Genomic DNA, 11,472 nt, shown 5'->3' on the forward strand with positions numbered 1-11,472 from the left:
CCAAGGTGGCCACCGTCCTATTGCCGGCCGCTCTTGGCCGGGCCCCGACGGCGCGTGAGCCACATGACCCAGCCGCGAAACTGACCATGGCAGTCAGTGATGGTCTTCCGCCCATGCCTGATCCGCTGGGGTGGCCACGGGGTCGAAGAAGTCCCTGAGGGCGGCCGTGGCGTCGCCGATGGCGACTTTTGCGTCATCGAACGGATGGCGCAGGAACTCGTGGATCATCCCGTCGTAGCGCTTGACGGTCACTGGTACGCCTGCGGCGGCCAGGCGTTGGCCGTACTCCTCGCCCTCGTCGCGTAGGGCGTCGTACTCCGCGGTGATGATGAAGGCGGGCGGGAGCCCGCTCAGGTCGGGCTGCAAAAGCGGGGACACGAACGGGTGGAGCTTGTCGTCCTCGGTGGTGATGTAGTGGTTCATGAACCACTCCTGGGCCTCCCGGGGGATGTTGCCGTATTTGCCGGCGAACTCGCTGATCGACTGGTTCGTACGCCGGAAGTCAAGGTCTGGGTAGACGAGCAGTTGGAATCCGATGTGCGGCTGCTCGGCGGCACGTGCCTTCAGGGTGACGACGGCGGCGAGGTTGCCGCCGGCGCTGTCGCCGGCAACGGCGAGTCGCGCCGGGTCTACGCATAGTTCGCCGGCATTGTCGGCGACCCACTTGGTCGCCGCGTAGCCTGCGTTGATCGGGGCGGGGAACTTGTTCTCCGGTGCCAGGGGGTAGTCGACTGACACGACCACGCTCTGCGAACCGTTGGAGAGCGCGCGGGCGAGGCCGTCATGGGAGTCCAGGTCGCCCAGCACGTAGCCGCCGCCGTGAAAGAAAACCACGACGGGAAGCGCTGGGCCGCCCATCGGGACGCCGATCGGGCGATAGACGCGCATCGGCACCTCGCCGGCCTCGGTTGCGGCCACACGGTTGCATACCTCGGCCACCTTCTCCGGTTCGCCGACCGACGCCGCCGTCAAGCGGCGGGCCCCGGCGCGCGCCTGCTCAGGCGAGACGGTGTGCAGGCTGCCGAAGTTGACGGCAGCAAGCCGATCGAGGTGTGCCTTGACCTGGGGGTGAAGTGGCATGGCGAGTGATCTCCCAATCCGGAGCGGGATGTGTTCCCACAGCCTCTGACTTGTACCGTGGTTCAAGTCAAGGGCGCCCACCTGACCAATCGAAGAGGAGCTGCGACGTGCCGGGCACGGCAGAACTGGACATCGCCGAGGTCGCCGAGCAGACCGGGATGACGGCATCGGCGCTCAGGTTCTATGAACGGCGTGGGCTGATCCGGTCGAGCGGGCGCAACGGCTTACGCCGGACATTCAGCCCTGACATCATCGACCGGATCGCGCTCATCGGTTGTGCACAAGCTGCCGGGTTCACCTTGGCACAGATCGCGCGTTTCCTCGTCGCGAGTCCTGGCGACGCCGAGTTGCGCGAGCGGATGACGGAAAAGGCTCGAGAGCTGGACCAGGACATCGCTCGCCTCACACGCATGCGCGACAGCCTCCGGCACGCCTCCGCCTGCACCCACACCCCGCTTATCGAATGTCCCGAGTTCAAGTCCCACATCAGGGAGGGAAACGCAGCAGGGTAGGGATCCCCCTCCGGCCTGTTGCCCCTGGCTCACGCCGACAGCAACGTTGCCATGCCCAGCCGTGATGGGCGACGAGTTCCGGCACGAAGCTGAGCTGGGCGTCTGGTGGGCTACCACCTGGCGGGGGAACATGGTCGGTCGGCGGTTGGACCAGGTGACCGGGGCGGTGAATCTTGGACCCGGAAGGCCGCCGTGGGGGCAGAAGATGCCCAAGATTGGCTGCTGGAGCCCACGCTCTACATGCTTGGGGCCATTTTGTCGTGGCGTCGTGTTGATCGTGATGGGTATCGTGGCCGGGCCGGCCGCGGGACTTCGGTGCGACTTCCGGAACCCGCCTATGAAGCGATGCTTCGCAGTTCGTGCCCCTATTCCCCGGCCGGCCCCGTGGTCACTGTATGGAAGGTTGGGTCGCGGTCGTGTCGCAGGCGGATCGGGTCGCGTGCGAGGACGTGGTCATGTTCGTCAACGCCGCGATCGCCTCGACGGCCCAGCGTGAGTTCCGTTCTGGAGCGGCCACGCAGCGGCTGTCGTTGGGTTTCCTCCATGAGTACGTGCTGGGCAACTACCGCGACCTGTATGCCGCGACCCTGGCCTTGGACGTCAACGAGCTCAACGCTGCCATGGTCGTGACGAACCTGCTGCGCACCGCGCGTGAAGCGAGCGGCGAGCAGCGCGCGGTGGAGGGGCGACTGATCGCGGCGCGGCTACGGTCACTGCCGCCGCAACGGGTGTACGGCGTGTTTCGCGAGTTGCGCCGGTTGGGGGTGAACAACCGGCGTACCCGCGTCATCGTGCGTGACTGGGTGGCAGCCCGACCCGACCCGGCGTTCGACGCGATCAAGTACCGCCGATCGCTGTCGGTCGCTGCCCGTCACGCCCACCTGCCACTTCCCGGCGAGGTCGGCACGGTGCTGTTTGACTGGCGCCGACCGAAGCGCTACGACACACCGATCCTGGAGGCGTGGCGACGCGCCCATTACGATCAGCGGGCCCTGTACGAGCTGCCGTATACCGTCGCCGAGGGATTGGCGGCCCAGCACGGCATCGACAGGGCCCGGTTCCTGTCCGGCATCGCGCCCAAGCTCACCGGCGGTGAACGGCTGCGGCTGCAGGGGACCGCCGTACGGCACAAGGTCGAGGCCGTTGCCATGGACCTCGCCACCGCGCCCCTGACCCGCCTCGCGATCTACGCGCTGTCGTTGTCCCGCCCGGAACGCGCCCGGCGTCGCGACGAGCTGGCCGGCGCGCTTCAGGCCGCCGCGCGCCGAGCGGCGGGCCGACAGGCAGGCACCTGGGGCCGGGTGGTGGCCGTCCTCGACGACAGCTACTCCGCCGCCGGCTCCGGGGTGAAGCGTCGCCGGCCGCTCGCCGTCGCTCTGGCCACTCGTTATCTGCTGGAGGCCCTTGCCGCCGACTTCACGGGGCTGTGGCTGCACCACCGCGGCGACCCGCTGCTGGTCCACCCCATCGGTGCCACGGGGCTGGGCGTGCGCATCGTCGATGCCCTCGAACGCCGCCCCGACCGGGTCGTCATCGTCTCCGACGGCTGGGACAACCACCCACCCGGGCAGGCCGCCGAGGTGTTGCGGGTCTGGCGCACTCGCCTCGATCCCCACCAGGCAACGAGCGTCGTGCACCTCAACCCCGTCTACGACGCCGACACCTTCGACGTGCGCCGTCTTGCCGCCGGTGTGGCCACTGTAGGCGTCCGCGACGCCGAGGACGTCGGCGCGCTCGTCGAGCTTGCCCGCTTCGCCACGGGCAGCGCCGGCTTCGACGAGCTGCGCCGCCACCTCGCCGACCGGGTCGCGCGGTTCCTCAGCGCCGAGGAGGCAGTATCGTGACGGCCGCCACCGACGGGATCAACCTGACCGGGCTGATCGTCGGCCCCGCCCAGATGTGGGGCGCAATCCGTCTCGTCCCGCTACTGCGGCCGAGCCCCATCACCGATCTGCGCCTGAACGCCCGCCTCTACGACCCCGACGAACTGTCGATCGTCCGCACAGGACCTCGCACGACTTACCTTTCCTACATCCCGCACGCGTTCGTCGCGACCTGGACCACCGACACCACCCCGGCCGCCGCCTACGGCACCCAGCTACGCGACTCCGCCGACACTCGCCCTCCCATTGGCATCCGGCTGGCGTTGCGCCGCCGCATGGCTCGCCGGGAGGACCGGCATCGGCTGCGTTTCCTGCCGCTGCACCTGGCCATGGAGGGTTACCTCGCGCTGCAGTTCGGTGGACCGCCCATCGCCTGGCAGGAATGGACCCGCCACGCCGTCACTCGCGGCCTGTCCCCCCGCGTGGAAGCCAGCTACGCCGGCGCCACCGTCGCCGGCCTCGACGACGCGCTGCGCGTCTTCGAAATCCACCCCGACCAGTGCGGAATGGTGCTCTACGTCGCCGACGCACTCGCCGCCGCGTTCGTCGTCCCGCACCCGGACGACTACCGTGCCCTGCACCCCACGCTGTTGCAGGACTTCTACGGCGAACTGCTGTTCCATTACACCCATCTGTATCCGGCCGTACCCGACTTCACCTCCCGCCTCGACGACACTGTCATCGCCAGCATCGCCGACCTGCGCGCCCAACTGGCCCGGGTGGACGCCGACTGGAGGGCTTTCCATGCCCTCATGGCCGATGGGCTGCTCGCCGCCGAGCGGCTCACCGTCACCCCGGTACAACGGATGGGTCGCTTCACCCTGGCCCGGTTCCTGCCCGCCTTCAACCCCGAAGCCGAGAACCACATCGGCGAAACCATCACTGACGAGGCCGGCCAGCTGGCATACCTCAAAACGTTCCGGCTGTCGGCCGCCCAGACCCGCCGTGGGCATCTGCTGTCCCAGCTCACCGCCAACGACTGGGACCTCGACGCCACCGCCACCGCACTCGGCACCGACCGCGACGCACTGATCCAACGTCTCGACCGCGCCGGCTTCGGCCATCTGCTCCGCCCCGACATCATCGATGCCTGCCGCACACGCGCCCGAGAACTGCGCAGCCGGGCAACGAAAGCGGGGCCCACGAAGTGACCTACACCCGGACACAGCTGCGCGAGCGCGGTAGCAGGCGGTTGCCGTCCGTGCCTGCGACGTGGGCGGCGAAGCAGGCGAACGGATCGGTCAGGAATCGAGAAGCGCAGGTCGCGCAATCGCACGAAGCGTGATCGACATGAATTCCATCAATTCGGCCGGCTTCCGTGGGTTCGCGCTGTCGCTCGTGGGGTGCCAGCCGAGCACCGCCGACAGCATCACCGGGACCGCGCTCGACGACGGTGCCACCACGCGGAAGCCGGTCAAGAAGCTGGCGCTGTACAGCCACCGCGCCGCCGCATCAGTTCTCGGACGTGTCGTCGTTCTCTTCGAGTAGCAGCGGTACGTCGTAGATTGACATGTCGGGTCTGGCTCGTGCGTAACGTACCCGGTGGCGCCACCGCTGGTGCTCGAACGCCACATCAGCGTCGATCTCCACCACGACGGTGGGCTCCACCGGCACGTACCGTAGCGGTTCTGGTTGGTCGAACTGCCCCGACCAGGAGGCGGGCAAGGGCTGCGGCCACGGATGCGCCTGCGTTCCACGGTGGGCCAGCCTCGGCGCCGACAGCAGCCCGCCGACCTCCACCGCCTGCTCGGCAGCCAACGGATGCGAACGGCCGGTGTAACGCAGCCGCCCCCGCCGGTCGTACCGGCCCAGCAGCAGACTCTCCGGATGGCGCAGGCTGCCGGTCACTCCCCCGATGACGGCATCAGTGACGATCCGGCTGCGGAACTTCGACCAACCGCGCCGACCCGGCTGGTACCGGCCAGCCAAACGCTTGCTCACCACACCCTCGATACCCACCGCCGTCCAGTGCGTCAGCCACTCCGACACCTGCGCCATGTCCGCCGTCTGCGGCGTCACCTGCAACGCCGCCGGCGCACCCGCAACCAGCCGCTCCAACCGCGCCCGACGCTGCGCCAACGGCAGATCGAGGACCACCCGACCGCCAACGTCGGCCAACACATCAAACAACACCACATGAGCCGGATACTCGTACGCCAGCCGCAACAGACCCCGACCAGCGGTGACCCGGCGTTGCAACAGCGGGAAACTGGTCTGCCCCCGCACCCAGACGACCAACTCACCATCGAGCACCACACCCGCCGGCACCGCCGAACGGATCGCCCGAGTCACGTCCGGAAAGTAGGTCGTCAGATTCCGGCCCGCCCGCGACTGCAGATACACCCGATCCGCCTCACGAAAGGCAATCACCCGCCACCCGTCCCACTTCGGCTCATGCACGACACCCGGCCCTTCGGGCACCACACCCACCGGCGCCGCCAGCATCGGCGCGACCGGCCGCCGCAACACCGGCCCCGCCGCACCCATCCCCCCACGCTCAGAAGTCACCGCTTGCCCCACCCACACCAGCCACTCATCACCGCCCCCCACCTCAGAGTCGGCGAGAACCAGGCCGGCTCGGGCCAAGATCCGCGATAACGAATCGCTCGGGACTGCTAGCACGGCACACCGGTCCCCAGCGGTCCCCGGCACTACGCATGCGGTGATGGCCTCTTGTCACTGGGTTTGCGACCTCCGGCTCGCCTCGAAGCAGATAAGCAGGGCGTCTGCGGGTACGACGGTATTGAGCAGGGCGGGAAAATTCGCGGCCAGCAGAGCACTGAGAGGTGGCAGGTCATGGCATCCATCGGCCAACGGATCAAGGGATTCCTGGGCAGCCCGCAGGGACGCAAGATGGTCGATCGTGGGCGGCGCGAGGCAACCAAGCCGAGCACACAGGCGAAGCTGCGGCAATTCGCAGAGCGGATGACGGGCGGATCATCCAGCCGCCGCTGACCCGGTGAGGACTCCTACGACTGGCCGCCAAGGCGTGGCGTCGTGATCGGCTGTCGAGCGAGATGAACTTCGCGCCCGCCGGTTTTCAGGTCCGCTCCAACGCCTGTGCCCGCTGATCCGGCAACGTCCTGATTAGCCGACGGATGCGCGGCGGCGGGGATCGGTGTTTCAGTGCGGCCATGTCACGAGACACCGATGCCACTGGGGGGACGATCACTTCGGATCGAGGCAGAGCGACGGTCGCCGCCTGCGGGCTGCTGGTGGCGACGTCGGCCTGACGCGGTCGTTGAGGACCACACCATCGACAACGCAGAGGGCGGCGGCGGCGACCATCCCGGCTGCGGCGGCAGCGGTCACGGCGCATGCCCCAGCCGAGTGCCGCACCAGCACCCGGCGTGACCACCCAACGCCCGCACCACCCCGATCAAGTGGTGCCAGGTGGCATTCAGGTTCTTGACACACTCCAGATTGCAGCGTTAGCATCCCCCGCAAGATTGTTAACGCTAACAGGGAAGCTTGGTCATTGGCTCCACACCAGACGAGCCTGAGCCAAAGTGGACGTGTACGCGGGAAGTCCGCCTCCTGCACCTTTGTGATCCCTCCGAAGTTCGCCTCACCACCAACTAGCCGCAATGGGCTAGCTATACCGAAAATTCGGACACTTCCGCCCTATTGTTAGCGTTAACCAAGCCAAGACGGAAGGTTAAGACCTGATGGCTATCGAGAGAACCGCTGGAAAGCGACGGAGTTTAGCGGCTATTGGCCTTGCTCTCGCGGTAGGAGTAGGGGTGGGCCAATTGACGCCGATCGCGCCAGCCTCGGCGGAGAAGCCCGCGCAGCCGGGGGCGCCCGGCCTCGGGCCCCAAACCCCGTCCGCCAAGGTGCCGCTGAGCGGCGTCGACATGTCGCAGACATACGTGAACCCAATCAATCTGCCCGGGATGGCGGTGCGCAACATCGTAGGGACGATGCCGCCCACGGACGCGAATGTTGCAAACACATCGCAAATTCCAGCCAGCTTGAATCTGGAAACGTGGACGGCGGCGTCCGGGCGGACTCTCGCGAGCCGATCCACCGTCGGTTTCACCAGGATTTCGGAGAACTCCGCACGGACCGGGGCCGACTGGTCCGCGGTGAACGTGGACGGGACCATCTATCTCTACGCATCCGGTGCCATGCAGAGCGCGCCGAACAACAACCGCACTGTCTGGTCCACCACCGACTACCTCACCTGGACGCCCCATGAGATGAACCTGGGCGTGGTAGCACCAACCGTCGTGCAGATCGGCAGCAAGTTCTACATGGCCGGCAACAACACGCCGGTCTATCAAGCGGACTCGCCTACTGGGCCGTGGACCAGCATGGGGAGCTTCCTGCGCCAGAACGGCCAGATCCTGAGCGTCGGCGACGTGCAGTTCTTCCTTGACACGGACGGCCGGCTGTACCTGACGTACAACATCGGCTCGCCGATCATGGGCGCCGAACTCGACCCGAACAATCCTCGGCAGCTCATCAGCGACCCGGTCGTGCTCTGGACTTTTGACCCGCGCCAGGAGTGGCAGCACATCGGTGACAACAAGGCTACCTACACGCATGGGTACGTGGAGGGTGCGCAGCTGTTCAAGGTGGGGAAGACGTATTACCTCTCGGTCGCGTCCGGTGGCACCGAGTACACCACCTACGCGACGGGGGTCATGACGTCGGACAAACCGCTTTCAGGGTTCAAGGAAACGCAGCAGAACCCAATCGGCTACGGTAACAACCACCCAAGTTCGGTATATCCGAACGCCGGGCACGGCAGTTTCGTACTCGACAATTCCGGTAACCTGGTGTTCTTCTACACCTACGTCATCGCATACGAGGAGTTCTTCGAGCGGCGACTGGGAATGGACATCTGCCACGTGCGCCCCAACGGTCCGCAAAAGGGAGCAATCGATTGCGAGTTGTCCAACACGCCGCAACTGGCCCCCGGCAAGACGATCGATGGCAGGGACGACGTCGGGCTCTACAACGTGGCCACCAACAGCCAGGCCTACTGGGCGAGCAGCTATGCCCCCGGGCGCAACCCGTACTACGGAGGGGACCGCTCTCTGTCCACCTGGTGGGAGCCGGCTGACAACGACGACGCACCGACGTACATCAGGGGCTTCGGGACCGTCTTCCACATCTCCGCTGCCCAGATCCAGTGGAAGGAGCTCGGGCGGGCGTTCACAAAGGACAACGCCGTGCAGTACACGCTGGAGTACAAGGACATCCCCACCAACACGTGGCGGACGCTGGTCGACAGGAGCACGAACACCACCGCGTACACGGCTGACTACGTCACCTTCGACCGGGTGCTGACGAACGCAGTCAGGCTGAAGATCCTGGGTACGACCGAGAACGTGAAGGTCGGAGTCCACGAGCTCAACGTATTCGGGGAGAACTACCACCTGGTCGCCTCAAAGGGCATGATCACCCCGTAGTCGGGTTGCCGGAGACTGAGCAGTAGGGAGCGGGCGAGATCAACGATCTCGCCCGCTCCTTCTTCGTGATCCCCATGGTGCTTCAGGTCGGCGCCACCTCGTACCCCTGGTTGGGGGTTCCACGTCGTGCGGCAGTGAGTAAGCAGCCTTCGGCGGGAGCAGGCGGGTGTGGCTTCCGCCGATCGGCGTCCTCGCCACCGCGTTTTTGGAATCGTCAGTGGTGGCTGGCAGCGCGGGTGAGGCGGAGGCACTGTGGGAAGGTCGGGGCACAACCCGGAACGGGAGGCAGGGTCGCCGACCTTCAGCCCGTCCGCCGAGCTGCCGCCGCTGTCCCCGGACGATCTCGGCGTGCTGCGCCGGCTCGGCGCGCGCTGGCAGGTCGGTGAGGCGGTACGAACTCTGCCGGTGGATCCGCAGGCGGGAGAGATCCGCTCCTCCGGGGTCGGCGCAGCGGGCCGGCCCGCCATGCTGTTCGTGCGGGACGGGGCCGGCCAGCTCACCGTCACCCCGACCGCGGAACGGCAGGACACCGCCGAGGGGCGGGCCGTCGGCGGACTGCGTCGGCTGCTGCTCGGACGGCCACTGACCAGCGAGTCGATCCTGCGCGAGCGGATGCCGAAGTTCATCGCACTGCCCGTACTCGCCTCCGACCTGCTCTCCTCGGTGGCGTACGGGCCGGAGGCGATGTTGGTCGTGCTGGTCCTGGCCGGCAGCGGCGCCCTCGGGCTGTCGTTGCCGATCGCGGCGGCCCTGGTCGTGCTGATGATCGCCGTCGGCACGTCGTACCGGCAGACCGTCTACGCCTATCCGCACGGCGCCGGGTCGTACCTGGTGGCCAGCGACAGCCTGGGGCCACGCGCGGGCCTGGCCGCAGCGGCCGGGCTGACCCTCGACTACGTGCTCACGGTGTCGGTCTCGGTGTCGGCCGGCGTCGCCGCGATCACCTCGGCGCTGCCTTCCCTCGCCCCGTACAGCGTGCCGTTCGCACTGGCGGTCATCGGTGTGCTGCTGACCGGCAACCTCCGTGGCATCCGGGTGGCCGGAAACGTCTTCGCCGCGCCCACGTACCTCTTTCTCGCCGCCGTCCTCGGGCTGATCGCTGCCGGGTTCGTCCGGGCCGCTGCCGGGGGTTTCGCCGTCGTCGCCCCACCGCCGATCCCCGCGGCGGAAGGGCTCAGCCTGCTGGTCGTGCTGCGGGCGTTCGCCTCCGGCGCGACCTCGATGACCGGCATCGAGGCGGTTTCCAACGCGGTACCGGTCTTCCGCCCCACCGAGTGGCGCAACGCCCGCACCGTGCTCACCTGGATGGTCGGCATCCTGATCGTGCTCTTCGCCGGCCTGACCCTGCTGATCCACTTCAACGGTCTGGTGCCCCGTGCCGACCAGACCCTGCTGTCACAACTCGCCCGGCTGACCTTCCCCACCGGTCCCTGGTACGCGATCATCCAGGTCGCCACGGCGCTCGTGCTGCTTCTCGCGGCGAACACCGCCTTCAACGACCTGCCGCGTCTGCTGTATTTCATGGCCCGGGACGGCTACGTGCCCCGCCGCTTCCTGCATCTGGGCGACCGACTGGCGCTGAGCAACGGGCTGATCGCGCTCGCGGTGGCCGCCGCGGTGATCCTCGTCGCGTTCGGTGGTCGTACGCATTCGCTGATTCCGCTCTACGCGGTCGGTGTCTTCCTCGCCTTCACGCTCTCCCAGATCGGCATGGTCAACCACTGGCGGCACCACCGTGCCCCCGGCTGGCGGCGACGCGCCAGCATCAACGGGGTCGGCGCCGCGCTGTCGGCCGTCGTGCTGGTAACCGCCGCGGTCACGAAGTTCACCGCCGGTGCCTGGGTGGTGGTGCTCGCCGTACCGCTGTTGATCTTCATGTTCGGTCGCGTACGCCGCCACTACGACCACGTTCAGGACGCCCTCGGCCTGCACCCCGCGACGGGCACCGATCGACGGTTGGCACCGGCCGAGGAGGAGCCGCCCGCTGTCGTCCCGCAGCAGGTACGGCATCTCTTCCTCGTCCCGGTGGCCCGCCTCAACCAGGCGGCGCTGCGTACCCTCGCCTACGTTGGCTCGCTCGGCCGACCGGCGCTGGCGCTGCACGTCAGTCCCGAGCGGGGGGAGGCCGATCGTTTCCGCACGCAGTGGGCCACCTGGGGCGACCACATTCCGCTGGAGACGATCCTGTCGCCGCACCGCGTGATCATCCAGCCGCTCGCCGCGTACGCCAGCGCGCTCCGCCTCAGCCATCCCGACCTGACCCTCACCGTCGTCGTACCCGATGTGGTGGTCGACCATCCCTGGCAGCGCTTGCTGCACTATCGCACCGAACAGCGGCTGCGTCGGGCCCTGCGTCGGCATCCGGGCATCGTCGTCACCAGCATGCCCACCCACCTGGCCCGCTGAGCGACGCTCGCCGTAACCGGATTCGAGGGTCCTGATCCCACGCTCGCCGCCGGTGTCACACCGTCCACTCAGGCGGTGCCGGCGCAGTTCGCGACCGTGACGAGGCCCGTGGTGGCACCCGCAACGGTGCCACCACGGGCCTGTTTGTCGCCAGAGGTCAGCAGCCGATCC

General features: G+C 67.7%; 9 protein-coding genes. 7 read left to right on the plus strand and 2 right to left on the minus strand.

Features of this window, described 5'->3' with window-relative positions:
* Positions 1-93: 93 nt before the first annotated feature.
* Positions 94-1,161, minus strand: a complete 1,068-nt coding sequence (gene lipP1 / locus Vqi01_RS29135) for a LipP1 family hormone-sensitive lipase (RefSeq protein ID WP_204038353.1) — start codon at positions 1,159-1,161, stop codon at positions 94-96.
* A 26-nt stretch (positions 1,162-1,187) separates the two neighbouring features.
* Here lipP1 and Vqi01_RS29140 point away from each other — a divergent pair, with 26 nt between their 5' ends.
* The 4 genes from Vqi01_RS29140 to Vqi01_RS29155 all read left to right on the plus strand — a co-directional run bounded on the left by Vqi01_RS29140 (position 1,188) and on the right by Vqi01_RS29155 (position 4,963).
* Positions 1,188-1,592, plus strand: a complete 405-nt coding sequence (locus Vqi01_RS29140) for a MerR family transcriptional regulator (protein ID WP_204038354.1) — start codon at positions 1,188-1,190, stop codon at positions 1,590-1,592.
* A gap of 416 nt (positions 1,593-2,008) precedes the next feature.
* A complete protein-coding gene (locus tag Vqi01_RS29145; protein WP_204038355.1) occupies positions 2,009-3,436 on the plus strand; it encodes a hypothetical protein in 1,428 nt (475 codons plus the stop codon).
* Positions 3,433-4,626, plus strand: a complete 1,194-nt coding sequence (locus tag Vqi01_RS29150) for an ARPP-2 domain-containing protein (RefSeq protein WP_204038356.1) — start codon at positions 3,433-3,435, stop codon at positions 4,624-4,626. Before Vqi01_RS29145 ends, Vqi01_RS29150 begins: the two co-directional genes overlap by 4 nt.
* 130 nt (positions 4,627-4,756) lie before the next feature.
* On the plus strand, positions 4,757-4,963 hold the full coding sequence (locus Vqi01_RS29155) for a hypothetical protein (RefSeq protein ID WP_204038357.1): 207 nt from the start codon (positions 4,757-4,759) through the stop codon (positions 4,961-4,963).
* Here the strand turns inward: Vqi01_RS29155 and Vqi01_RS29160 are convergent.
* On the minus strand, positions 4,928-5,983 hold the full coding sequence (locus Vqi01_RS29160; protein WP_239098749.1) for an ATP-dependent DNA ligase: 1,056 nt from the start codon (positions 5,981-5,983) through the stop codon (positions 4,928-4,930). The two genes, Vqi01_RS29155 and Vqi01_RS29160, sit on opposite strands and share 36 nt — an antisense overlap.
* A 288-nt stretch (positions 5,984-6,271) precedes the next feature.
* On the opposite strand from Vqi01_RS29160, the gene Vqi01_RS29165 reads away from it, so the two are divergent.
* The 3 genes from Vqi01_RS29165 to Vqi01_RS29175 all read left to right on the plus strand — a co-directional run bounded on the left by Vqi01_RS29165 (position 6,272) and on the right by Vqi01_RS29175 (position 11,301).
* A complete protein-coding gene (locus Vqi01_RS29165) occupies positions 6,272-6,430 on the plus strand; it encodes a hypothetical protein (RefSeq protein ID WP_204038358.1) in 159 nt (52 codons plus the stop codon).
* Between the two features lie 788 nt (positions 6,431-7,218).
* On the plus strand, positions 7,219-8,895 hold the full coding sequence (locus tag Vqi01_RS29170) for a family 43 glycosylhydrolase (RefSeq protein ID WP_204038359.1): 1,677 nt from the start codon (positions 7,219-7,221) through the stop codon (positions 8,893-8,895).
* A 252-nt stretch (positions 8,896-9,147) separates the two neighbouring features.
* Complete coding sequence (locus tag Vqi01_RS29175; protein ID WP_204038360.1) at positions 9,148-11,301, plus strand: APC family permease; 2,154 nt, start codon at positions 9,148-9,150, stop codon at positions 11,299-11,301.
* Positions 11,302-11,472 lie beyond the last annotated feature (171 nt).

Source organism: Micromonospora qiuiae (assembly GCF_016863555.1).
Classification (GTDB): domain Bacteria; phylum Actinomycetota; class Actinomycetes; order Mycobacteriales; family Micromonosporaceae; genus Micromonospora; species Micromonospora qiuiae.

Bases quoted from the DNA above. Each gene is read 5' to 3' on its own strand.
- Vqi01_RS29165 (WP_204038358.1), top strand. From the start codon at position 6,272: ATGGCATCCATCGGCCAACGGATCAAGGGATTCCTGGGCAGCCCGCAG.